The organism is Celeribacter ethanolicus (genome assembly GCF_001550095.1).
In the GTDB taxonomy this organism is placed as follows: domain Bacteria; phylum Pseudomonadota; class Alphaproteobacteria; order Rhodobacterales; family Rhodobacteraceae; genus Celeribacter; species Celeribacter ethanolicus.
Genome location: NZ_LRUC01000051.1, coordinates 40,068 through 62,066, shown reverse-complemented (window position 1 = coordinate 62,066; position 21,999 = coordinate 40,068). Strand labels below are relative to the sequence as shown.

Below are 21,999 nucleotides of genomic sequence, written 5' to 3'. Positions count from 1 at the left end.
TTGACGCTCTCGTCCCACATAGGTAAGCCACGATCACCTATTAATCCAGTGACGGAGTTCCAGATGGACAAGCCTGCCTTCACCCCCCGCGTCTTCTCGGGGATCAAGCCTTCGGGCGGGCTCACCCTCGGCAACTATCTCGGCGCGATCAAACGCTTCGTGGATATGCAGGGCGGTGAGTTCGAAACCATCTATTGCGTGATGGATATGCACGCGATCACCGTCTGGCAAGACCCCGAGGATCTGCGTCACGCCACCCGCGAAGTCGCCGCCGGGTACCTTGCTGCGGGCATTGATCCCGACAGCTCGATCCTGACCAACCAGTGCCGCGTCCCGGCCCATGCCGAACTCGCATGGTTGTTCAACTGTGTCGCGCGCGTCGGCTGGATGAACCGCATGACGCAGTTCAAGGACAAGGCGGGCAAGAATGCCGAAAACGTCTCCTTGGGTCTCTACGCCTACCCCTCTTTGATGGCCGCCGACATTCTGGTTTACCACGCGACCCATGTGCCTGTGGGCGAGGACCAGAAACAGCACGTCGAGCTGACACGCGACATCGCCAATAAATTCAACCACGACTACAAGGTCGATTTCTTCCCGGAATGCAAACCGGTGATCGAAGGCCCGGCGATGCGGGTGATGAACCTGCGCGACGGCACCAAGAAAATGTCCAAATCCGGCGAAAGCGACATGGAACGCGTCAACATGACCGATGACGCGGACACCATCGCCAAGAAGTTCAAAAAGGCCAAAACCGATCCCGAGCCACTGCCCGAGGAGATGGAAGGTCTGGCGGACCGCCCCGAGGCGCGCAATCTCGTCAACATCTACGCGGGTCTCGCCAATATGACCGGCGAAGAGGTTCTCGCGGTCTATGGCGGTCAGGGCTGGGGCGCGTTCAAACCGGCACTCGCCGAACTGGCCGTCGAGAAACTCGCGCCGATCTCGACCGAGATGGCCCGCCTGATGAACGACCCCGCCGAGATCGACCGCATCCTCGCCAAGGGCGCGGAAAAGGCGAAAGAGATCGCCGATCCGATCCTCGACAAAACCTTCGAGATCATGGGCTTCGTGCGCTGACGCTTACGAGATACCCGTCGCCCCTTTGGGGCGACATGGGGTCCGTGTGCTATAAAGCGGCCCTTCCCAAAAACAAAGGGCGCCCGATTGCGGCGCCCTTTCCGTTTCCTTTGTGCGGAAAATACTCAGACCAGCTTGACCTGCGTCCCCACGGCCACCCGGTCGTAGAGATCGACGATCTGCTCATTGTAAAGCCCGATGCACCCGTCCGACGACCGCCGCCCGATCTTTCGCGTGTCATGGGTGCCGTGAATGCGGTAATACTGCCAGGACAGGTAGAGCGCCCGTACCCCAAGCGGGTTCGCAGGCCCGGCAGGCACCGTCACAGGCAGGCTCGGGTCGCGTTCGCGCATCGAGGGGGTCGGCGTCCAGGTCGGGTTCTTCACCTTCTTGATCACCGAGGTATAGCCGCGCCGGGTCAGTTCGTCCGAAATCGGAACGGAGGTCGGGTAAAGCTTGTAACCCCCTTCCGCATCCCAGAAATGCAGCGCGCGACTCACCGTGTCGGCAACGATCGCCCCCTGCCCGAGGGTCTCGAAATGGTCGCGCCAGTCGATGGTGCGAAAGCTCGAAATATTGTTCCGGGCGTTTTGCGGGGTCTTCATCTCCTCCGGCAGGGTCAGGCCGATCTCCTCGGCAAAGCCTGCACGGGCGAGAAAGGGCGCGGTCAGCGCGGCGGCAAGAAAACTGCGACGTTTCATCACGGTCATGGCATCATCCTCTGTCCGGTATCGTTTGTTGTCGAATTGCCCTGTATGAACCCTATCGCACCGGCTCACCACAAATCACGAAGCAGTTAGTCCAGCTTCGACACCGAAATCGCGGCGACAATGTCACATTAGGGATTCAATCCCCCCGTAAGGTTCGTAAGTGCAGCATCGGAATCAGGCCCGTCCCCGCCCAAAGCGCTCGCCCTTACGCGCCCGGTGTTTGCGAGCTGATCGTTTTCCCCGACGGATCAGAGCCCATATGACCCCCGGCCCAGTGCCGGGGGTTTGCTTTGCCGCCCCCGTTCCCGTGCTTGCGTCCGGCGTCCCGCTCGGTCATCATCGCCGCAAACCGCCCCGCATGTGTCGGGACAGAAGAACTCAGGACCGAGGCCAGAATGCGCAAATTTCTCGTCATCCTCGATGACAGCCGTGAATGTCTCAACGCCATGCGCTTTGCCGCCATGCGCGCCGCGAAGACCGGCGCCGGCGTCACCATCCTGTCGATCATCCCGCCCGAAGAGTTCAACCACTGGATCGGGGTTGCCGATCTGATGCGCGAGGAGACCCGCGAGCGCATCGTCGCCCATTACGAGGTCTTCGCCAAATGGATGCGCGACCGTCAGGGCATCGACCCCGAACTGGTGATCCGTGAAGGCGAGGCGGTGCACGAAATTCTGGCCCAGATCAAGGAAGACCCTTCCATCGGGGTGCTGGTTCTCGGCGCGGGCACGGAAAAATCCGGCCCCGGCCCGCTGGTCAGCGCCATGTCGAAACAGGCGGGCTTCCTGCCGATCCCGATGACGCTTGTGCCCGGCGAAATGTCGAAGGAACGGCTGGAGGCCGTCACCTGATGCCCATGCCCTGGACCTATCGCCATTCGGAAAAGGAGTTCAAATCCTTCCTGAAAGACGCGAAGGACCGCATGGGTCATGTCATGGAGAGCGACAACATGACCTACACCGCCGTCGATGGCGTGTTGCAATGTTTTCGCCGCCGCCTGACCCCGCCCCAGGTGATCGCCTTTGGCGATGTCATCCCCTCGACGCTGCGTGCCATGCTGGTTTACAACTGGCGGGTCGATGCCGTCCCCCTGCCCTTCGGCAGCCGGGCGGAGATGATCCGCGAGGTGCAATCGGTACGCAAGGAGCATAATATCACGCCCCTGAACGTGATCGAGGCCACGGCCTATGCGCTCTGGCGCCATTGCAACCATCGCGATCTCGAACGCGTGCTGGCGCAGATCGGGCCGGAGGCGGTCGCGTTCTGGCATGTCGCCGGGATCAGCCCCCGAGATCTCGAACAGCGGATCATTTGACATCCGGTTTAGAACCGTTCTAAATATTGACTTTCGGCGCTGAAAAGCGCATATCCGACCTGATCACTAAGGAATACGCGCCATGTTCATCCAGACCGAATCCACGCCGAACCCCGCCACGCTGAAATTTCTGCCCGGCCAGACCGTTCTGGAAACCGGCACGGCGGATTTTACCACGCCCGAGGCCGCAACCGCCTCGCCCCTGGCCACGCGCATCTTCAAGGTCGGCAATGTCACCGGCGTGTTCTTCGGCTCCGATTTCGTCACCGTCACGAAAGACGAAGCCACCGACTGGGACCATGTGAAACCGGCGATCCTCGGCGCGATCATGGAGCATTTCCAATCCGGAGACCCGGTGATGGAGGGCGAGAACACCGCCCCTGCCGGTCATGCCGATCACGACGGCCCGGACAGCGAGATCGTCCAGCAGATCAAGGAACTTCTGGACACCCGCGTGCGTCCGGCTGTGGCGCAGGACGGCGGCGACATCACCTTCCACGGTTTCGATCGCGGCATCGTCTACCTGCATATGCAGGGCGCCTGCGCGGGCTGCCCCTCCTCGACGCTCACGCTGAAAATGGGCATCGAAAACCTGCTGCGCCATTACATCCCCGAAGTGCTCGAAGTGCGCCCGGTCGCGGCCTGAGATCGACCACGTGGCCACCCGCGTGTCCGATCTGACGCCAGAGGATCTGGCCGCCCTGCATGCGGCCTGTTTCACCACACCACGCCCTTGGTCCGCGAAGGAATTCGCGGACCTTCTTACGTCTCCCACCGTGTTTCTGGTGACCGGCGAGGGCCCCTCCTTCGCCCTCGGGCGCGCCGTGGCGGGAGAGGCCGAGCTTCTCACCCTCGCCGTCGCCCCCGAGGCCCGAGGTCGCAGCCTCGGACGGCTTGCCTTGCAGGACTACGAGGCCGAAGCCCGCGCGCGCGGCGCAGAGGACGCCTTTCTCGAGGTCGCCACCGATAACACCGTCGCGATTTCGCTCTATCTCTCGGAAGGTTATTGCGAATCCGGGCGGCGCAAGGGCTATTACGCCCCCCCCGAAGGGCCGAAAATCGACGCTCTGGTGTTCACAAAGCGCATAAAACAGACGTAACCCTACGTCATACCCTACGTCATACTGTGCGCAGACCCGCAATCCCCGGAGGAACTGCGACCGATTGGTCAAATATGGTAAAATGTGTATTGACCCCCGGACAGGGACACGCCCTAATCCGGGTCAAGGTGCGCGTGTTGCGCGCTTACACGGGTCATGACGTGACCGCTGCGGGAAAGGTCCCGGAGGCGGCATGGGATGCCCCCAATACAAGTACCTGAACGGGAGATTACCATGACCCTGATGAAAAGCTTTCTCGGCGCAGCCGCCGCTCTGGCGCTGACCTCCGGCACCGCTCTGGCCGACCCGGCGATCATCTTCGACCTCGGTGGCAAGTTCGACAAATCCTTCAATGAAAGCTCCTACAACGGGGCCGAGCGCTGGAAAGCCGAAACCGGCGGTTCCTATCGTGACGTCGAACTGCAATCCGACGCCCAGCGCGAACAGGCGCTGCGTCGCTTCGCCGAAAACGGTTTCAACCCGATCGTGATGGCCGGTTTCTCCTTCTCCACCGCGCTCGAAACCGTGGCTCCCGACTTCCCGGACACGAAATTCGTCATCATCGACGGCGTGGCCGACGCACCGAACGTGCGCTCCATCGTGTTCAAGGAAGAGGAAGGTTCCTATATCGTCGGCATCGCCGCCGCCTATGCCGCGAAAGGCGACACCGTCTCCTTCGTCGGCGGCATGGACATCCCGCTGATCTCCAAATTCGCCTGCGGCTATGCTCAGGGCTTCAAATCCGTGAAACCCGACGGCAAGGTCATCGTCAACATGACTGGCACCAAGCCCGAAGCCTGGAACGACCCGGTGAAGGGCGGCGAGCTGACCCGCGCGCAAAAAGCGGCTGGCTCCGAAGTGGTCTTCGCGGCGGCGGGCGGCACCGGTCTCGGCGTGCTGCAAACCGCAGCGGACGAGGGCATGCTCGCCATCGGCGTCGACAGCAACCAGAACTTCCTGCAGCCGGGTCACGTCCTGACCTCGATGGTCAAGCGCGTCGACAACGCGGTCTATGACGCCTTCATGCAGGGCGAAGACCTGGAAACCGGTCTCTTCGTTATGGGGCTCGCGAATGACGGCGTCGGTGCCGCCATCGACGAATACAACGAAGCCCTGATCACCCCGGAAATGAAAGCCGCGATGGACGACGCCACCGCGAAGATCATCTCCGGCGAGGTCGTGGTGCATGACTACATGTCCGACGAAACCTGCCCGGCCTTCGACAAACCGGGTGAGTAAGTCTCACATGAGCGCTCAGAACGAGGCGGGGCGGCAGGAGACTGTCGCCCCCACCGCATCCGCCACCGCCCCCTCCGTCCCTGCGATCGAGCTGCGCGGCATTTCCAAAGCGTTCGGCCCGGTACAGGCCAACAAGGACATCGCAATCTCGGTGGCCAAGGGCTCGATCCATGGCATCATCGGCGAGAACGGCGCGGGCAAATCCACGCTGATGTCGATCCTCTACGGGTTCTACAAGGCCGACAGCGGCCAGATCCTGATCAACGGCAAAGAGGTCCAGATCGCCGACAGCCAGGCCGCCATCGCCGCCGGCATCGGCATGGTGTTCCAGCATTTCAAACTGGTGGAAAACTTCACCGTTCTGGAAAACGTCATCCTCGGTGCCGAAGACGGCGGACTGTTGAAGCCCTCGCTGGCAAAAGCCCGCAAGCTTTTGAAGCAACTCTCTGACGAATATGAATTGTCCGTCGATCCGGACGCCCTGATCGAAGAACTCTCCGTGGGCCACCAGCAGCGGGTCGAGATTCTCAAGGCGCTCTATCGACAGGCGGACATCCTGATCCTCGACGAGCCGACCGGCGTTCTGACGCCTGCCGAGGCCGATCACCTCTTCCGCATTCTCGAAGGGCTGAAGGAACAGGGCAAGACGATCATTATGATCACCCATAAGCTGCGCGAGATCATGGAGATCACCGACACGGTCTCCGTGATGCGCCGCGGCGAGATGACCGCCACCGTTAAGACCTCCGAGACCTCGCCCGAGGAACTGGCCGAGCTGATGGTCGGTCGCAAGGTCTTGCTGCATGTCGACAAGAAACCGGCCACCCCCGGTGCGCCGGTGGTTCAGATCGAGAACCTGCGCGTCATCGACGAGCAGAAGGTCGAGCGCCTCAAGGGCGTGTCCTTCGAGGTGCGCGCAGGCGAGATCGTCGGCATCGCGGGCGTCGCGGGCAACGGCCAGACCGAACTTCTGGAGGTGCTGGGCGGCTATCAGAACGGCACCGGCAAGGTCGTGATGAACAGCCAGGAGATCGACCTCTCCGGTAAGCACTCGAACGGCCAGACCCGCCGCGCACGCGGCATCGCCCATGTGCCGGAGGACCGCCATGACGAGGGTCTGATCCTCGAATTCCAGGCTTGGGAAAACATGGTGTTCGGCTATCACCACGCGCCGGAATACCAAAAGAACGCGCTTTTGATGGACAATGCGGGCATCAAGGCGATGACCCAGAGCAGCATGGACAAATTCGACGTCCGTCCGCCCAACCCGAAGCTCGAGGCGAAATCCTTCTCCGGCGGCAACCAGCAGAAAATCGTGCTGGCCCGCGAGATCGAGCGCAACCCGGACCTGTTGCTGGTCGGTCAGCCGACCCGCGGCGTCGACATCGGCGCCATCGAATTCATCCACCAACAGATCGTGGCGCTGCGCGATCAGGGCAAGGCGATCCTTCTGGTCTCCGTGGAACTCGATGAAATCCTGTCGCTCTCCGACCGGATCATCGTCATGTTCGACGGCCAGATCATGGGCGAACGCATCCCCGCCGAGACCAACGAGGGTGAGCTTGGCCTGATGATGGCCGGGATTACCGACACGAAACATGAGACGGCGGGGGCAGACCAATGAGCAAAATGCCGAAATGGGCGGATGCCATCCTCATTCCGCTGATCTCCATCCTGATCGCCTTCTTCTTTTCCGGCGTGGTGATCTGGGCCATCGGCAAAGATCCGATCATGGCGATCAAAACCATGGTGCAGGGCGCGTTCGGCTCGACCCAAGGGGTCGGCTACACGCTCTACTACGCCACGAACTTCATCTTCACCGGCCTCTCCGTGGCGGTCGCCTATCACGCCCGGCTGTTCAACATCGGCGGCGAGGGGCAGGCGACTTTGGGCGGACTTGGCGTCACGCTGGTCTGCCTTTCGGTGCCGTGGCCGCACTGGGCGCTCGCGCTTCCGGCGGCGATGATCGGCGGGGCGCTGTTTGGCGCGGCCTGGGCCTTTATCCCGGCCTGGCTTCAGGCCAAGCGCGGCAGCCATATCGTCATCACCACGATCATGTTCAACTACATCGGCGCCGCTCTGGTGGGCTATGTCATCCTGAACATCCTCAAAGTGCCGGGCTCCATGCTCACGGAGAGCGCGCGTTTCCCGGCAGGGGCACACCTGCCGACCTTCCATGAAATGCTGGCCCCCTTCGGCATAAGTTTCAACAAGAACGCGCCGGCGAACATGTCCTTCCTCGTGGCCATTCTGGCCTCCGTCGCCTTCTATGTGCTGATCTGGCGCACCCGTCTCGGCTATGAGATCCGCGCCTATGGCCAGTCGGAATCGGCGGCGAAATATGCGGGGATCAATCCAGCGCGGATCGTGATCATCGCCATGCTGATCTCCGGCGCGCTCGCCGGTCTCATGGCGATCAACAACGTCATGGGCGAGGCCGAGCGCCTGATCGACAACGCGGTCGAGGGCGCGGGCTTCATCGGCATCGCGGTGGCGCTCATGGGACGCAACCATCCGATCGGCATTTTCCTCGCTTCGATCCTGTTCGGCTTCCTCTATCAGGGCGGTGCGGAACTGGCGTTCTGGGAATCGATCCCGCGCGAGCTGGTCGTGGTGATCCAGGCGCTGGTGATCATGTTCACCGGCGCGCTCGACAACATGGTGCGGGTGCCGCTTGAAAAGCTGTTCCTCGCGTTCAGCAAAAAGAAGGAGGCGTAAGATGGACTATCTCACGATCATCCAGATCCTCGACAGCTCCGTGCGTCTCGCGACGCCCCTGCTTCTGACCTGCCTCGCCGGTCTGTTTTCCGAACGCGCGGGCGTGGTGGACATCGGGCTTGAGGGCAAGCTGCTCATCGCCGCCTTCCTCTCCGGCGCAGCCGCCGCCGTGACCGGCTCGATCTGGATCGGGCTTCTGGCAGGGGTTGCAGGCTCTCTCGCCTTCTCGATGATCCACGGGCTGGCCTCGATCACCTTCAAGGGCGATCAACTGATTTCCGGCGTGGCGCTCAACTTTCTCGCCGCCGGTCTCACCGTCGTCGTCGGCCAAAGCTGGTTCCAACTCGGCGGGCGCACCCCGTCCCTGAGCGGTGACGGACGTTTTGCCCCGTGGAACCTGCCCTTCTCCGACGCCATGGCGAAAATCCCGGTGATCGGTCCGGCCTATGACGAGCTGATTTCTGGCCACACCGCGCTCACCTATCTGGCGCTTCTGGCGGTGCCGCTGTCCTGGTGGGTGCTGTATCGCTCCCGTTTCGGTCTGCGCCTGCGCGCCGTGGGCGAAAACCCCAGCGCCGTGGATACCGCCGGGATTTCCGTCGTGCGCCTGCGCTACGCGGCTCTGGTGATCGCCGGTGTGCTCTGCGGTCTGGCGGGCACCTATCTCGCCTCTCTGGCGGCAGGTTTCGTCAAGGATATGTCGGCGGGGCGTGGTTATATCGCACTCGCGGCCCTGATCTTTGCGAAATGGCGTCCGTGGTATGCGCTCTGGGCGACGCTGCTGTTCGGCCTTCTGGAGGCCATCGGCAACCGCTATCAATCCATCGCATTGGGCGACATCGTCATCCCGGTGCAGTTCATGCAGGCCCTGCCCTACATCCTGACCGTGATCATCCTCGCCGGTTTCGTCGGCAAGGCGATCCCGCCGCGCGCCAGCGGTCAATCCTATGTGAAGGAACGCTGAAACCCCGTTTCAGCCCTTCTGAAAACGGGCCTTCGGGCCCGTTTTTTACAGCGCCGCCCCGGCTCAGCATTTGACGGCACAGGCAAATCATTGCATTGCTGAAAGAAAGCCGACGCGAAAGACCCGCACATGCAGATTTTCCTCCCCATCGCAGAAGTCTCGGTCAACGCCTTCACCCTACTCGGGCTGGGCGGTATCGTCGGCGTTCTCTCCGGCATGTTCGGCGTCGGTGGCGGCTTTCTCATCACGCCCTTGTTGTTCTTCGTCGGTATTCCGCCCGCCGTGGCTGTCGCCACCTCCGCCAACCAGATCGTCGCCTCCTCCGTCTCCGGCGTGCTCGCGCATTTCAAGCGCAAGACCGTCGACATCAAGATGGGCGTGGTTCTGCTGATCGGCGGTCTTGTCGGCTCCGCCATCGGCATCCAGATTTTCAACATGCTGAAAGCGCTTGGGCAGGTCGATCTGCTGGTGACGCTCTGTTACGTCGTCTTTCTCGGCATCATCGGCTTTCTCATGCTGATTGAGTCGATCCGGGCGATCAGACGCGCCAGAGGCCGCCCCGGCGGACGTCCCGCGCGCAAAAAGCACCTCTGGGTCCACACCCTGCCCTTCAAGATGAAGTTTCGCGCCTCCGGGCTCTATATCTCCGCCATTCCGCCCATCGCCGTCGGCGTCATGGTCGGCATGCTCGGCGCGGTGATGGGCGTGGGCGGCGGCTTCATCATGGTGCCTGCGATGATCTACATCCTCGGCATGCCCACCAAGGTGGTGATCGGCACCTCGCTGTTTCAGATCATCTTCACCGCCGGGTTCACCACGCTGCTGCACGCCTACACCAACCATACGGTCGATGTGCTTCTGGCCTTCCTCCTGCTGGTCGGCGGTGTCATCGGGGCGCAGATCGGCACCCAGATCGGGCTGAAACTCAAAGCCGAACAGCTCCGCATCGCGCTTGCCCTTCTGGTGCTCGCCGTTTGCCTCAAGCTCGGGATCGACCTGTTGATCCCGCCCAAAGATCTCTATTCGCTGGGGTCGTGATGTCTCGGATTTTCGCCCTTCTCCTCCTTTGCCTCCTGCCCTTTGGCGCGCAGGCCGAACAGGTGGTCGCCGCCCTGTCGCAGACCCGCGTCTCTGTAAACGCCAATTTCGACGGCTCCGAAATTCTCGTGTTCGGCGCGGTGAAGCGTGACAAGCCCGTCCCGACGGACAGTCCGCTCGACGTGATCATCACCGTCGCCGGACCGGAACAGGTGGAAACCATCCGCCGCAAGGATCGCCGGTTCGGCATCTGGATCAATGTCGAGGCCCAAGTCATCGGCCATACGCCGACCTTCTACACCGTCGCCTCGACCCGTCCGATTGCCGACATTCTGCCGCCCCTGACCGACAGCCTTTGGAAGATCACCGCCGACAAACGCATCCTGCCCGCCCTGCGTGGCAACCCGGCGCGCGAAGCCTTGATCGAATTGCGGCAAAAGGACGATCTCTACCGCACCCGCGAGGGCGAGGTCGTGTTGAGCGCCGACACGCTGTTCGACACTTCCATCGCGCTGCCCGCCAACATCGTCGAAGGCGCCTATGCCACGCGGATTTTCCTTGTCCGCGACGGTGAAGTGATCGACAGCTACGGCACCTCGATCAATGTCCAGAAGGTCGGGATCGAGCGCTGGCTCTACAACCTCGCCTATTCTCAGGCGCTGATCTACGGCCTCATGGCGCTGGCGATCGCCGCGCTCTCCGGCTGGGCCGCTTCCGAGGTGTTCCGCCTGATCCGGCGTTGAAGCAAAGCGGTCGGCCTTTCTCCGGGATGTCTCAGGTGAAAAGCCCGGCGCTTCAAACGTCCTTGTCGAATCCCATGTCCGTCTGCGGCTCAAGCTTCAGAGGCGCGGCCGTTTTCGCGGTCAGATCGGCGATGGACAGCGGCCCCGAGGGCTTTGCCAGCATCGACCGCGTCACCCAGAAAAGCCGCGTTTCCGCCCGGGTGATCGCCACATAGGCCAGCCGTTTCCACAAGGGAATCCCCGCCTCCGTCCGTCCGGCCCGCGCAGCAGCATAAAGATCGGGTGCGAAGACCTGGACATTCTCCCACTGGCTGCCCTGCGCCTTGTGGATCGTCACCGCCGCCCCATGCAAAAACGCCGCCCCCATACGAGCCGCATAGGGGATGAACGGCTCTTCCTCGTCCGGGAATTCGATTTTCACGATGGAGGCCGCCGAGATGTTCGGGTCCTCCGCCCCCATCACATGCAGCCGCGAGAACCCCGGCTTGCGCCCCGGCCCGAGATAGACCACCTGCGCGCCCTTGATCAGCCCGCGTGCTTCGAGATCGAGCCGTTTTTTGCGGTGCTTCATCGGCAGTTCGATCCCGTCGCAGATCAGCGGTTCGCCAGGCAAAAGCGCGTCTTCGGGCGCGTCGAACACACGGCGAAACGCCTGAATAAGCCGGATGCGCGTCGCATTGCGCCACACCAGAACGGGCGAACGCGCCATGAGATCGCTTTCGACCCTTTGCGCATAGACCACCCGGTCGTCGCGCCGGGCGGCGTCCTCGATCATCCGTTCGAATTGCTCGAAACTCAGTTGCGGGTCTGCCAGCGCATGCGCCAGATCGAGGATCGGGCTGTCCGCCTCCTGCCGGTGAATGCGATGCAGGATATGTTGTTTCTCTTCAGGCAGGCTCTCGAACACCATCTCGCCCGACTGGTTCACCGGCGCGAGCTGCGCCGGGTCGCCGAACAGCACCAGCGTTGGAAAAATTTCCTGCAAATCCTCGAACTGGCGTTTGTCCAGCATCGAGCTCTCGTCGATGAAACCGATGTCGAGCGGATCTTCGCGACGTTTCCAACCGGTGATGAAATCCGACCCCCGAAGCCCCGCCGCCGCCAGCGCGCCGGGGATGGATTTGTTGTTCTGATAAAATGCATAGGCCCGGTCGAGCGCCGCGTCGGTCAACCCCTCGATGTTGAGCCCCTCGAGATCGGGTCGGTTGCCATTGCCCGCCAGCCATTCCGCGATGGCCTCATATTCCGGGTCATAGACCGGAGTGTAGAGAATGCGGTGGATCGTCGTCGCGGGCACGCCGCGCGAGCGCAGCACGGAGGCCGCCTTGTTGGTCGGCGCGAGGATGGCCAGCGTGCGCCGTTCCTTGCGCTTTTTGCCTTCCCAATCGCCAGAGACGATCTCCACGCCTGCCGCGTCCAGTGCCTTGTAAAGCTCTGAGAGCAAAAGCGTCTTGCCCGACCCGGCCTTGCCGATCACGGCACAGAGCTGGTTCGTCACCGCGGCTTGCGGCGTGATGATCCCATCTTCAAGGTCGATCCCCACACGTGCGAGCATCGAGGTGATGGCATCAAAGGCTTCGGCCTGATCGGTGGAGAAGGTCAGCGTCATGCGGGGAACCATAAAGGTCCCCCGCAGGGTCCGCCAGAGGGATCAGGCGATCGCGCGCCGATCCTCGACAAAGGGATGATCGAAGGCGTCATGAAACCAGCGTTTCGAGGTCTCACGGTCGATCCCGGCCTTTTCCAACGTCGGGACAAACACATCCTCGTGCATCTCCCAAAGCCCGACACCGACCGCCTCGCGGCCCTCGCCCGAGCGGCCGAGCACATCGGGTTTGAGCCCCATCAGGGAATAGATGCGCTCCATGCGCGGGTCGAACACGCCGACGAAATGCTTGAGATGGAATTCCTCCATGATCTCCCCCGCGCCGAGCGTCAGCGCGGCGGTCACCTGGCGATCCGCACCGGGAGCGAGGCAGAACCGCGTGCATTCCCAGATGAACGGGCTTTCGATCCGAACCCCGTCGGTCAGGAACAGGAAGTGATCGTTCACCATCGTGTCCCCCGTCGTCGGCAGAAAGCGCATCGAGCCACCATGGGTGCCGTCGGCTTTCTGCCAGATCACATAGAGCGGGTTGATTTCGTCGTATTCGTCACGTTCCTCGCCCGCCGCATTGACATGCACGTCCCATCCGAGACGGCGTTTGAACTGGTCGGCGCGGTCCCGGAACATGGTGTCGCGCAGCAGCGGGAAATGGCAAAGGTCTTGTCCGTAAATATAGCGCAGCATTGGGATATCTCTCCTGTCTCCGTCAACTTGACTGGACGCTAGCGTCCAAGAGTTAACCATATCCTAGCCACAGCGTGCGCAGCCCCTTTGCAGCGCCGCAGAACCGCTTTCGGAGCATTTTTTAGGCAGAAAATCCGCACAACCCTACGTCAATCGGCACTCAGACGATGATCAACCCCAAGGAGAGCGCCCGCGCCACCGCATGGGTCGTGTTCATCGCCCCCAGCTTGTGCCGGGCCGATTCGATATAGACCCTGAGCGTGTGCTCGGAAATACCCATCTCCGCCGCCGCCTGCCCCCGGCTGAGCCCCCTGGCGATCAGCGTGATGGCCGCGGTTTCCCTGGGCGACAGGGCCGGGCCGCTCTGCACCTCTCCCGGAGCATCGAAGGACAGCGCCTTCTTGTTGAACTCATGTGCCACGATCATCAGGTCACGCTCATAGCGCGAGATGAACCGTTCCCATTGGTCGTCAGTGGCATTGTGATTGAGGTTCAACAGGGCGAACTGACCGTTCGGCCCCCGCAACGGGATGGTGTAGCCCTGATTTCCGACCCCGTGATCCAACGCGTCGCGAAAAAACGCTTTGGCCGCCTTCGAGGACCAGTCCAGTTGTTTCCAGTTCACGGGGGTGAAACGCTGGAAACAGCCGAACAGCACCGGGTCCATCCGCAGGTAGTCCTTTTCGAGATAACGATCGACCCAGTCCGAGGAATAGGTGCCGGCGCCGAACCGTTCGCCCACGCTGTTTACCCAATGGTAAACAACATGGGTGATGTTCAGGAGATCACGCAGCCCGACGGTTGCCTCCTGAAACCCTTCAAACGTGTCAACTTGCTGAATAACCTCCAGAAAGTCTTGCAACTCCGTCGCCATGCACCCCCGCCTGTTCCGACAACGCGGCCTGATCCTTGTTCGACAGTTCCGCGGCCACGACAAGACAGGTATCCGCAATCTGTTCGGCGCTCGATTTCAGCCCGTTCTGCTCCGCGAATGTCCGCAGATCTGTGAGTACATCAAGAATCCAATCGTTGCGCATGTAAACCCTCTTTCGGCGTTCGCGTGGATGCATTTTCAACTTTAGGCATCGAATTTGCATTTTGGTATTCGCGGTTTCACCCTCCCCATAAATGGCGAGGCAGAATTAGCTAACTGAATGAATTCAAATATTCCGTTAATTCTCACGGGCTTGAGAAGGGAGATGCCAACAATTTCAAGAATCGCAATGCCCGATTCCCGGTCAAGGCCGAGATCAACCCATAGTTGCGAAAATCCAACAGTCAAAAAAATCCCGCCCTCTCGACGAAAGGGCGGGACATTTCATGGCGTCAGATGCTCCCGGGATGGCCTTATTTGCCGGCGTCGAGCACATCCTGCAGCGTGTGCAACCCGGTTTTCGGCGCCTGCACCAACACCGCCATATTGCCCGGCTTGTGCTGGTTCTTCAGCATCTTCATATGTGCCGCAGGGATCTCGTCATAGGTGAAGACCTCCGACATGCAAGGGTCGATCCTGCCGTCGATCACCAAACGGTTGGCCGCAGCCGCCTGTTTCAGGTGGGCGAAGTGCGAGCCCTGCAAACGCTTCTGGTGCATCCAGATGTAGCGCACGTCGAAAGTACAGTTGAACCCGGAGGTCCCCGCACAGATCACCACCATGCCGCCCTTCTTGCAAACGAAGGAGGACACCGGGAAGGTCGCTTCACCGGGGTGTTCGAACACCATGTCGACATTGTTGCCCTTGCCGGTGATGTCCCAGATCGCCTTGCCGAACTTGCGCGCTTCCTTGAACCACGCGGCATATTCCGGCGTGTTCACGGTCGGCAGTTGTCCCCAGCAATCGAACTCCTTGCGGTTGATGACGCCCTTGGCGCCCAGCCCCATCACGAAATCGCGCTTGTCCTCGCCGGAGATCACCCCGATCGCATGCGCGCCTGCCGCCTTGGCAAGCTGGATCGCAAACGACCCAAGCCCGCCCGAAGCGCCCCAGACCAGAACCGTCTGACCCGGTTTCAGATCGTGCGGCGCGTGGCCGAACAGCATCCGGTAGGCGGTCGCGAGCGTCAGTGTGTAGCACGCGCTCTCTTCCCAGCTCAGATGCTTCGGACGCGGCAGAAGTTGCTGCGCCTGCACCCGGGTGAACTGCGCGAAAGAGCCGTCCGGCGTCTCGTACCCCCAGATACGCTGGGACGGGGAGTACATCGGATCGCCGCCGTTGCATTCTTCATCGTCGCCATCGTCTTGGTTGCAATGGATCACGACCTCGTCGCCCACTTTCCAGTTTTTGACGCGATCCCCAACGGCCCAGACGATGCCCGAGGCATCGGACCCCGCGATATGATACTCCGCCCCGTGACCGTCGAAAGGGGAAATCGGCACACCGAGACCGGCCCAGATGCCATTGTAGTTCACGCCCGCCGCCATCACGAGGACAAGTACCTCGTGGCTGTCGAGTTTCGGCGTGTCCACCACCTCGTTCTTGAAGGAGGTTTCCGGCTCGCCGTGACGTTCGCGCCGGATCGCCCAAGCGTACATCTTCGGCGGCACATAGCCCATCGGCGGGATTTCCCCGATCTCGTAGAGCTCTTTCTCTTCGGCCTCATAGGCCGGCTGGTTGGTGTCGAGCGCCATGTCGTGTCCTCCAAATTTCTTCTCAAGCCTGGCTCTGGGTCGCGTTCCTGACCCCGGTTGAGCTTGCCTTGAAACACCCTCCTGTGCCGCGATGCAGAATCGCAGCGTCTGACATGGTGATACGCTCATGAAAGCAATTATGCAATGCTGTAGCTATCATTTTTGAAATTATATAACCGAGCAAACGCAGAAAAACATGATAAATTCAAATAAATCAAAGCTCTCATCTGAAAATTCAGAAAGAAATATCCTTACGTCACATGGGGAACCATGAAATTTTCCTGCTCCGCCGCGTTGCGGCGAATTGACATTAGCACATTATTCCACGCATAAGACATTCTGAGAAATATTGTTGCACGCAACAGATCTGACACGCGAAGGGGAGGCTTGCGATGACCGAGACGGCACATGAGGTGAAAAAGGAGCGTCCAGCCAAAGATCGTCCTTGGCTCTTCCGCACCTATGCGGGGCACTCGACCGCCAAAGCCTCCAACGCGCTCTATCGCACCAACCTGTCCAAGGGGCAGACCGGCCTGTCGGTCGCCTTCGACCTGCCGACCCAGACCGGCTATGACAGCGATCACGAGCTGGCCAAGGGCGAAGTGGGCAAGGTCGGCGTGCCGGTCGCGCATCTGGGCGACATGCGGATGCTGTTCAATGACATCCCGCTCGAACAGATGAACACCTCGATGACGATCAATGCCACGGCACCTTGGTTACTCGCGCTCTATATCGCGGTCGCCGAGGAGCAAGGCGCGGATATTTCCAAGCTTCAGGGCACGGTTCAGAACGACATCATTAAAGAATACCTGTCGCGCGGCACCTATGTCTGCCCGCCCCGCCCGTCGCTGCGGATGATCACCGATGTCGCCGCCTATACGCGCGAGCATCTGCCGAAATGGAACCCGATGAACGTCTGTTCCTACCACCTGCAAGAGGCGGGCGCGACGCCGGAGCAGGAACTGGCCTTCGCCCTCGCCACAGCCATCGCCGTGTTGGACGATCTGAAAGAGAAAGTCCCCGCCGCCTCCTTCCCGGAGATGGTCGGCCGGATTTCGTTCTTTGTGAACGCGGGCATCCGGTTTGTGACCGAGATGTGCAAAATGCGCGCCTTTGTCGAGCTTTGGGATGAGATCACCCGTGAGCGCTACGGCGTCGAGGACCCGAAATTCCGTCGTTTCCGCTATGGCGTTCAAGTCAACTCGCTGGGCCTCACCGAGCAGCAACCGGAAAACAACGTCTATCGCATCCTGATCGAAATGCTCGCCGTGACCCTGTCGAAAAACGCCCGCGCCCGCGCGGTGCAGTTGCCTGCCTGGAACGAGGCGCTTGGCCTGCCGCGTCCCTTCGATCAGCAATGGTCGCTCAGGATGCAACAGATTTTCGCCTATGAAACGGACCTCTTGGAATATGAAGACCTGTTCGACAACAACCCCGCCGTGGAGCGCAAGGTGGCCGAGCTGAAAGACGGTGCGCGTGCCGAGTTGGAAACGCTCGACGGTATGGGCGGCGCGATCGAGGCGATTGAGTACATGAAATCGCGCCTTGTGGAGGCCAATGCCGAACGCATCGCGCGGATCGAGGCGGGCGAGACCGTCGTCGTCGGTGTGAACAAATGGACCACGGGCGAGCCTTCGCCCCTGACTGCCGGCGACGGGGGCATCATGAAGGCCGATCCGGAGGCGGAAGCCGACCAGATCGCCCGCCTCACCGCTTGGCGCGAAACCCGCGACGAAGCGGCGGTGCAAACCGCTCTCAAGGAGCTGCGCGAGGCAGCGGCCAGCGGTGTCAACGTCATGCCCGCTTCGATCAAGGCGGCCAAAGCGGGGGCCACGACCGGCGAATGGGGCGACGTGGTGCGCGCGGCCTTCGGCCAGTATCGCGGCCCGACCGGCGTCTCCGCCAACCCGTCGAACCGTACCGAGGGTCTGGACGAGATCCGCGAAGAGGTCGCCCGCGTGTCGGCCTCCCTTGGGCGCAAGCTCAAGTTCCTCGTCGGCAAGCCCGGTCTCGACGGTCACTCGAACGGTGCCGAACAGATTGCCGCCCGCGCCCGCGATTGCGGCATGGACATCGCTTATGAAGGCATCCGCCTGACCCCCGCCGAGATTGTCGCCGCCGCCAAGGCGGACGATGCCCATGTGGTGGGGCTGTCGATCCTGTCGGGCTCGCATATCCCGCTTCTCGAGGAGCTGATGCGGCAGATGAAGGAGGCGGGGTTGGCTCACATCCCCGTGGTCGCGGGCGGCATCATCCCCGAAGAGGACGCCGAGCACCTGCGCGCCATCGGCATCGCCCGTGTCTATACGCCCAAGGATTTCGAGTTGAACCGCATCATGTTCGACATTGTCGCCCTGGTCGATCCGGCTGCACAGGCCCCCGAGTAAACGCGCCAGACCTCCCCATGTCACACGGCCCGGTCACGTCTTGCGGCGTGGCCGGGCTTCGTTCTTCTGCATGAGAGGAAACCAGCCCACCACCGGATTGTCTCCTTTACCCCGGTCGTCTCCACCGTTAGAGGCCTCTTCACCCAGAAGTTGAAGAGAGAGCCGGGATGGGACATCTGCAAAAATCGCTCCGCCGGATCGAGACCCATTATCGCAACAGGAAAATCACCAGGGCAATCGACGCAACCGGCTTCTGGTTCATCGACATTCCCCGCACCTCCTCGACCTCGATCCGGGCCGAGCTTGGCAAGCGATTTGGCCCCATTCACGGCAAGCGCAACGTGATCGAGGCGGAACATGCGACAGAGCAGGTCCTGCCCGAACATCTGAGCGCCCGTGAAATGCAGGAAATCACCGGCCCCAAGGTCTGGGCCAGCCTCTACAGCTTCAGCATCGTACGCAATCCGTTCGAGCGGCTCCTGTCCTTTTACAATTACATGCAGAAATGCGGCGATCTTCCGGCCAGTTGGAGCTATGCCGAATTCGTCGCCCGCCATGTCGAGGCCTCGCCCGCGACCCCCTATCTGGGCTATTTCGGTCTGCGCCGCACCGCCTGCGATTTCGTGCTCGATGCCGAGGGCAACCCACTGGTCACCGAGATTTTCCGCTTCGAGAACCGCACCGAGGCGATCACCCGCATCGGTCAGAAGATCGGTTTTCCGGAGCTTGGCACGCTCCACGTGCAAAAGGCCTCGCCCATGGGACAGGATTATCGCCTCGCCCATGACGACAAGACCCGCGCCCTGCTCGAAGACTTCTATGCCCGGGACCTGGCATATTTCGGCTATAGCTTCTGAACCAGAACGGAACAAAAACCGCGGTTGCAATCTATACAATCCTCGCCGGGGCTGGCTTTATGGCCTCAAAGAGATTTATCGCGAGGACAGCATGCCGACCCCCCATATTTCCGCAGCCATTGGCGACATCGCCGAAACCGTCCTGATGCCGGGCGATCCCTACCGCGCCAAATGGGCCGCCGAGACCTATCTCGACGACATCAAACTGGTGAACGAGGTGCGTGGTATGCTGGGCTTCACCGGCACCTACAAGGGCAACCCGGTGACCATTCACGGCTCCGGCATGGGCATGCCGTCGATCTCGATCTACGCCAATGAGCTGATCACCGAATATGGTGCCAAGACGCTCATTCGCATCGGGTCCTGTGGCGCGATGCAGCACCATATCAAGGTGCGCGACGTGGTGATCGCCATGACCGCCACCACCATGGGCACCACGCCGTCGGCCGGGTTCTTCAAGGAAATCAACTACGCGCCCTGTGCCGATTACGGCCTTCTGGAGGCCGCCGTTGCCGCCGCGCGTCAGAAGGACACCGGCGTCCATGTCGGCAATATCTATTCCTCGGACATTTTCTATGCCGAACGTCCCGATCTCGACGAGGTGATGATCCGCCACGGCATTCTGGGCGTCGAAATGGAAGCCGCCGAGCTCTATACCGTTGCCGCCCGTCACGGCGTGCGCGCGTTGGGCGTCATGACCGTTTCCGATCACCTCCTGACCCATGAGGCCCTGCCATCGGACCAGCGCGAAAAGAGCTTCGGCGATATGGTCGAGATCGCGCTTGAGGCAGCCTTCGCGGCTTGATTGCACTGCCGCTCCGGGGCACTCTTGGAAAAACGGATTTCCAAAAGAGTGCCCCGGTCGTCCCCATGTCCTTTCTTGCCAAAGCTTTCGCCCTCACCCTCGCCACCCTGCCGCTTTCGCTTCAGGCTCAGGACTGGCCCAATCTCGATGCCGTTCTGTTTCAGACGCTCGCAAATAAACCCGCGCACGTGGAAGGTTCGTATTTTTTCCCGAACCATCCCGATCCGGCACAGGCCACCGAAGCCCTTGGCTTTGTCTATGAATGGATCGAGGGATCGGCGGGCAGCGTCAGCATTGCCGTGGGGCGCTATGCGCTGAACCAACCCGGACCGCAGTTCACCTATCTTGGCCCGATTTCACAAATCTGGGGTCATGGTCCCCGAGACCCCGCCTTTTATCCCGACCGGATCGAGGTGACTCTCACCACGTTGAAAGACGGCGAGCCGCGCTGTTGCCCCACCGGAGAAACGCGCTACACCATTGATCGGACGACAGGATCGGCCTCCACGCTCTGGACCCGCTAAGTCTTTTAAAAACGAAAAGGAAAATGGCATGAGCATGCCCAAACGCCAACTTGGCGCACATGGCCCTATGGTAAGCGCAATCGGTTTCGGCTGCATGAGTTTCGCCGGGTTCTTCGGGGAGGCCGATGACGAGACATCGCTCGAAACGCTGGCGGCTGTCGAGGCCGCCGGGATCGACTTCTGGGACACCGCGAATCTCTATGGCATGGGCCGCTCCGAACGCATCGTCGGCCAATACCTCAAGGAAAGCGGTGCGGAGGTGACGCTGGCCACGAAAGTCGGCATCATCCCCGGGCCGCCGCGCGCCTTCGACAACGAAGAAGATTACATTCGCTCGGAGCTCGAAAGCTCACTCAAGAAACTGAACCGCGACAAGGTCGAGCTTTACTATATCCACCGTCGGCAACAGGAGCTGCCGGTGGAAACGGTCGCCGAGACCATGGGCAAGCTGATCGAAGAGGGGCTGATCGACGCCTGGGGTCTCTCCGAAGTCGCCCCTTCCACCATCCGTCGTGCGCATAGTGTCGTGCCGGTGACGGCGGTGCAGAACGAATATTCGCTCTGGACCCGTCAGCCGGAACTGGGCGTGATCCAGACCTGCGAAGATCTGGGCATCGCCTTCATCCCCTTCTCCCCGGTCGCGCGCGGGGCGCTGGGTGTGGCCGATCTCGACCCGAGCACCTTTGACGACAGCGATTTCCGCAAGGTGAACCCGCGCTTCGTGGGCCAGAACTGGCTTGAAAACATGGACTATATCCGTGCCTTCCGCGCCTACGCCGAGACGAAAGGCGTCTCCACGCCCGCGCTGGCGCTCGCATGGGTTTTGCATCAGGGCGATCATCTGATCCCGATCCCCGGAACGCGGACCAAAGAGCACCTTGCCGATTGGGCCCATGCGGGCGAGATCGGTCTGTCCGAGGACGATCTCTGGGAGATCGAGCAAATCCTGCCAGCGGGCTGGGCAGCAGGCGACCGTTATTCCGATCAGCAAATGGTCGGTGTCGAACGCTACTGCTGAAACAGAAAAGCCCCGCTCAGGCGGGGCTTCTTCATCTTGCGAGGGGCGCGCGGCTCACTCGTAATAGGCGTACATCTGGTCGAGCACGTCCAGCTTGCGCGGGGCGATCTGCTCGCCGGTGTTCACGGCCGGGGTGGTCGGCGCATAGTATTCCAGCCATTCGGAGACTTTCATCGTGGTCTCTTTCGCGGCGGCGTCTTTCAGTTTCGCGTCGTGCAGGGTCATGTGTCAGTCTCCGTTAAGGGTCCGTTGGGCCCTCCCTTGTGTCCCTAGGTATGCTGCAACGCCGGGCATGACAGCCCCCTTATGACGCATAGTCGTCATGCGCATGCTGCAACGCAGCACCGGAAATATGCCTTTCGGGGCTAGCGTGGCCCTTGCCCGCCGCAGAACTTCGGCTCCCCGGCAACGGTCTCGGCCTCTGCACCACAGACCGGACAACGCCAGCGCACGCCCGTCTCGTTCTTGCCGACCTGTCGCCACCGGCAGGCCCCGGTCTTGTTCGACCGCATGAGATACATGCCGACATAAAGCGCGATGACGATGAGGGGGACGAGGAAGAGCATGCCCCCTCATACCCCCC

General features: G+C 61.3%; 24 protein-coding genes. 16 read left to right on the top strand and 8 right to left on the bottom strand.

Going from position 1 to position 21,999, the window contains the following annotated elements; translation table 11 throughout:
• Positions 1–63: 63 nt before the first annotated feature.
• Entirely contained in the window at positions 64–1,080 is a 1,017-nt protein-coding gene (gene trpS / locus NH195_RS19265) for a tryptophan--tRNA ligase (RefSeq protein WP_066710974.1), read from the top strand.
• A 125-nt stretch (positions 1,081–1,205) separates the two neighbouring features.
• Here trpS and NH195_RS19260 read toward each other — a convergent pair whose 3' ends face one another.
• Positions 1,206–1,790 carry a L,D-transpeptidase gene (locus NH195_RS19260; RefSeq protein WP_066710971.1) on the bottom strand — a complete coding sequence of 195 codons (585 nt, stop codon included), beginning with the start codon at positions 1,788–1,790 and terminating at the stop codon, positions 1,206–1,208.
• A 395-nt stretch (positions 1,791–2,185) separates the two neighbouring features.
• Between NH195_RS19260 and NH195_RS19255 the strand changes: the two genes are divergently transcribed.
• From NH195_RS19255 to NH195_RS19210, 10 genes are all read left to right on the top strand, one after another.
• A complete protein-coding gene (locus NH195_RS19255; RefSeq protein WP_066710968.1) occupies positions 2,186–2,641 on the top strand; it encodes a universal stress protein in 456 nt (151 codons plus the stop codon).
• Positions 2,641–3,105, top strand: coding sequence for a DUF2267 domain-containing protein (locus tag NH195_RS19250; RefSeq protein WP_066710965.1), 465 nt, complete (start codon positions 2,641–2,643; stop codon positions 3,103–3,105). The genes NH195_RS19255 and NH195_RS19250 overlap by 1 nt, the downstream gene beginning before the upstream one ends.
• Before the next feature lie 82 nt (positions 3,106–3,187).
• Complete coding sequence (locus NH195_RS19245) at positions 3,188–3,751, top strand: NifU family protein (RefSeq protein ID WP_066710963.1); 564 nt, start codon at positions 3,188–3,190, stop codon at positions 3,749–3,751.
• Between the two features lie 10 nt (positions 3,752–3,761).
• Positions 3,762–4,205: a GNAT family N-acetyltransferase gene (locus NH195_RS19240; RefSeq protein ID WP_238379811.1), complete on the top strand. Its 444-nt coding sequence runs from the start codon at positions 3,762–3,764 to the stop codon at positions 4,203–4,205.
• 234 nt (positions 4,206–4,439) lie between these two features.
• The gene (locus NH195_RS19235) at positions 4,440–5,444 is read left to right on the top strand and encodes a BMP family lipoprotein (RefSeq protein ID WP_066710961.1); all 1,005 of its coding nucleotides are present in this window, start codon (positions 4,440–4,442) and stop codon (positions 5,442–5,444) included.
• 7 nt (positions 5,445–5,451) lie between these two features.
• The gene (locus NH195_RS19230) at positions 5,452–7,068 is read left to right on the top strand and encodes an ABC transporter ATP-binding protein (protein ID WP_066710959.1); all 1,617 of its coding nucleotides are present in this window, start codon (positions 5,452–5,454) and stop codon (positions 7,066–7,068) included.
• A complete protein-coding gene (locus NH195_RS19225) occupies positions 7,065–8,162 on the top strand; it encodes an ABC transporter permease (protein ID WP_066710957.1) in 1,098 nt (365 codons plus the stop codon). The genes NH195_RS19230 and NH195_RS19225 overlap by 4 nt, the downstream gene beginning before the upstream one ends.
• Position 8,163: 1 nt before the next feature.
• Positions 8,164–9,126, top strand: coding sequence for an ABC transporter permease (locus NH195_RS19220; protein WP_066710956.1), 963 nt, complete (start codon positions 8,164–8,166; stop codon positions 9,124–9,126).
• Positions 9,127–9,255: 129 nt separating this feature from the next.
• Positions 9,256–10,164 carry a sulfite exporter TauE/SafE family protein gene (locus NH195_RS19215; RefSeq protein WP_066710955.1) on the top strand — a complete coding sequence of 303 codons (909 nt, stop codon included), beginning with the start codon at positions 9,256–9,258 and terminating at the stop codon, positions 10,162–10,164.
• Entirely contained in the window at positions 10,164–10,907 is a 744-nt protein-coding gene (locus tag NH195_RS19210; protein WP_066710954.1) for a TIGR02186 family protein, read from the top strand. The genes NH195_RS19215 and NH195_RS19210 overlap by 1 nt, the downstream gene beginning before the upstream one ends.
• Before the next feature lie 52 nt (positions 10,908–10,959).
• Here the strand turns inward: NH195_RS19210 and NH195_RS19205 are convergent, their stop codons facing one another.
• The 5 genes from NH195_RS19205 to ccrA all read right to left on the bottom strand — a co-directional run bounded on the left by NH195_RS19205 (position 10,960) and on the right by ccrA (position 15,825).
• A complete protein-coding gene (locus NH195_RS19205; RefSeq protein WP_066710952.1) occupies positions 10,960–12,528 on the bottom strand; it encodes an ATP-dependent DNA helicase in 1,569 nt (522 codons plus the stop codon).
• A 30-nt stretch (positions 12,529–12,558) separates the two neighbouring features.
• Entirely contained in the window at positions 12,559–13,197 is a 639-nt protein-coding gene (locus tag NH195_RS19200; protein ID WP_066710950.1) for an acyl-homoserine-lactone synthase, read from the bottom strand.
• A gap of 160 nt (positions 13,198–13,357) precedes the next feature.
• Positions 13,358–14,071: a helix-turn-helix transcriptional regulator gene (locus NH195_RS19195; protein WP_066710947.1), complete on the bottom strand. Its 714-nt coding sequence runs from the start codon at positions 14,069–14,071 to the stop codon at positions 13,358–13,360.
• On the bottom strand, positions 14,025–14,234 hold the full coding sequence (locus NH195_RS21355) for a hypothetical protein (RefSeq protein WP_155846245.1): 210 nt from the start codon (positions 14,232–14,234) through the stop codon (positions 14,025–14,027). The genes NH195_RS19195 and NH195_RS21355 overlap by 47 nt, the downstream gene beginning before the upstream one ends.
• Positions 14,235–14,544: 310 nt before the next feature.
• Positions 14,545–15,825, bottom strand: coding sequence for a crotonyl-CoA carboxylase/reductase (gene ccrA, locus NH195_RS19190; RefSeq protein ID WP_066710945.1), 1,281 nt, complete (start codon positions 15,823–15,825; stop codon positions 14,545–14,547).
• A 392-nt stretch (positions 15,826–16,217) separates the two neighbouring features.
• Here ccrA and NH195_RS19185 point away from each other — a divergent pair, with 392 nt between their 5' ends.
• From NH195_RS19185 to NH195_RS19165, 5 genes are all read left to right on the top strand, one after another.
• Positions 16,218–18,212, top strand: a complete 1,995-nt coding sequence (locus NH195_RS19185) for a protein meaA (RefSeq protein ID WP_066710943.1) — start codon at positions 16,218–16,220, stop codon at positions 18,210–18,212.
• 167 nt (positions 18,213–18,379) lie between these two features.
• Positions 18,380–19,069, top strand: coding sequence for a sulfotransferase family 2 domain-containing protein (locus tag NH195_RS19180; RefSeq protein WP_066710941.1), 690 nt, complete (start codon positions 18,380–18,382; stop codon positions 19,067–19,069).
• Between the two features lie 91 nt (positions 19,070–19,160).
• A complete protein-coding gene (deoD, locus tag NH195_RS19175; RefSeq protein ID WP_066710937.1) occupies positions 19,161–19,874 on the top strand; it encodes a purine-nucleoside phosphorylase in 714 nt (237 codons plus the stop codon).
• 65 nt (positions 19,875–19,939) lie between these two features.
• Positions 19,940–20,398 carry a hypothetical protein gene (locus NH195_RS19170; protein WP_066710935.1) on the top strand — a complete coding sequence of 153 codons (459 nt, stop codon included), beginning with the start codon at positions 19,940–19,942 and terminating at the stop codon, positions 20,396–20,398.
• Positions 20,399–20,426: 28 nt separating this feature from the next.
• Positions 20,427–21,416 (top strand): aldo/keto reductase, encoded by a 990-nt coding sequence (locus NH195_RS19165; protein WP_202906533.1) that lies wholly within the window; start codon positions 20,427–20,429, stop codon positions 21,414–21,416.
• A 54-nt stretch (positions 21,417–21,470) separates the two neighbouring features.
• Here NH195_RS19165 and NH195_RS21350 read toward each other — a convergent pair whose 3' ends face one another.
• Both NH195_RS21350 and NH195_RS19160 read right to left on the bottom strand, forming a co-directional pair.
• Complete coding sequence (locus NH195_RS21350; protein WP_155846244.1) at positions 21,471–21,641, bottom strand: hypothetical protein; 171 nt, start codon at positions 21,639–21,641, stop codon at positions 21,471–21,473.
• Between the two features lie 140 nt (positions 21,642–21,781).
• Entirely contained in the window at positions 21,782–21,982 is a 201-nt protein-coding gene (locus NH195_RS19160; RefSeq protein ID WP_066710933.1) for a hypothetical protein, read from the bottom strand.
• Between the last annotated feature and the right edge of the window lie 17 nt (positions 21,983–21,999).

Excerpts from the sequence above, each read along its gene's own strand:
- trpS (WP_066710974.1), top strand. The coding sequence starts at position 64 with ATGGACAAGCCTGCCTTCACCCCCCGCGTCTTCTCGGGGATCAAGCCT.
- NH195_RS19260 (WP_066710971.1), bottom strand. The coding sequence starts at position 1,790 with ATGACCGTGATGAAACGTCGCAGTTTTCTTGCCGCCGCGCTGACCGCG.
- NH195_RS19255 (WP_066710968.1), top strand. The coding sequence starts at position 2,186 with ATGCGCAAATTTCTCGTCATCCTCGATGACAGCCGTGAATGTCTCAAC.
- NH195_RS19250 (WP_066710965.1), top strand. The coding sequence starts at position 2,641 with ATGCCCATGCCCTGGACCTATCGCCATTCGGAAAAGGAGTTCAAATCC.
- NH195_RS19245 (WP_066710963.1), top strand. The coding sequence starts at position 3,188 with ATGTTCATCCAGACCGAATCCACGCCGAACCCCGCCACGCTGAAATTT.
- NH195_RS19235 (WP_066710961.1), top strand. The coding sequence starts at position 4,440 with ATGACCCTGATGAAAAGCTTTCTCGGCGCAGCCGCCGCTCTGGCGCTG.
- NH195_RS19230 (WP_066710959.1), top strand. The coding sequence starts at position 5,452 with ATGAGCGCTCAGAACGAGGCGGGGCGGCAGGAGACTGTCGCCCCCACC.
- NH195_RS19225 (WP_066710957.1), top strand. The coding sequence starts at position 7,065 with ATGAGCAAAATGCCGAAATGGGCGGATGCCATCCTCATTCCGCTGATC.
- NH195_RS19220 (WP_066710956.1), top strand. The coding sequence starts at position 8,164 with ATGGACTATCTCACGATCATCCAGATCCTCGACAGCTCCGTGCGTCTC.
- NH195_RS19215 (WP_066710955.1), top strand. The coding sequence starts at position 9,256 with ATGCAGATTTTCCTCCCCATCGCAGAAGTCTCGGTCAACGCCTTCACC.
- NH195_RS19210 (WP_066710954.1), top strand. The coding sequence starts at position 10,164 with ATGTCTCGGATTTTCGCCCTTCTCCTCCTTTGCCTCCTGCCCTTTGGC.
- NH195_RS19205 (WP_066710952.1), bottom strand. The coding sequence starts at position 12,528 with ATGGTTCCCCGCATGACGCTGACCTTCTCCACCGATCAGGCCGAAGCC.
- NH195_RS19200 (WP_066710950.1), bottom strand. The coding sequence starts at position 13,197 with ATGCTGCGCTATATTTACGGACAAGACCTTTGCCATTTCCCGCTGCTG.
- NH195_RS19195 (WP_066710947.1), bottom strand. The coding sequence starts at position 14,071 with ATGGCGACGGAGTTGCAAGACTTTCTGGAGGTTATTCAGCAAGTTGAC.
- NH195_RS21355 (WP_155846245.1), bottom strand. The coding sequence starts at position 14,234 with ATGCGCAACGATTGGATTCTTGATGTACTCACAGATCTGCGGACATTC.
- ccrA (WP_066710945.1), bottom strand. The coding sequence starts at position 15,825 with ATGGCGCTCGACACCAACCAGCCGGCCTATGAGGCCGAAGAGAAAGAG.
- NH195_RS19185 (WP_066710943.1), top strand. The coding sequence starts at position 16,218 with ATGACCGAGACGGCACATGAGGTGAAAAAGGAGCGTCCAGCCAAAGAT.
- NH195_RS19180 (WP_066710941.1), top strand. The coding sequence starts at position 18,380 with ATGGGACATCTGCAAAAATCGCTCCGCCGGATCGAGACCCATTATCGC.
- deoD (WP_066710937.1), top strand. The coding sequence starts at position 19,161 with ATGCCGACCCCCCATATTTCCGCAGCCATTGGCGACATCGCCGAAACC.
- NH195_RS19170 (WP_066710935.1), top strand. The coding sequence starts at position 19,940 with ATGTCCTTTCTTGCCAAAGCTTTCGCCCTCACCCTCGCCACCCTGCCG.
- NH195_RS19165 (WP_202906533.1), top strand. The coding sequence starts at position 20,427 with ATGAGCATGCCCAAACGCCAACTTGGCGCACATGGCCCTATGGTAAGC.
- NH195_RS21350 (WP_155846244.1), bottom strand. The coding sequence starts at position 21,641 with ATGACCCTGCACGACGCGAAACTGAAAGACGCCGCCGCGAAAGAGACC.
- NH195_RS19160 (WP_066710933.1), bottom strand. The coding sequence starts at position 21,982 with ATGCTCTTCCTCGTCCCCCTCATCGTCATCGCGCTTTATGTCGGCATG.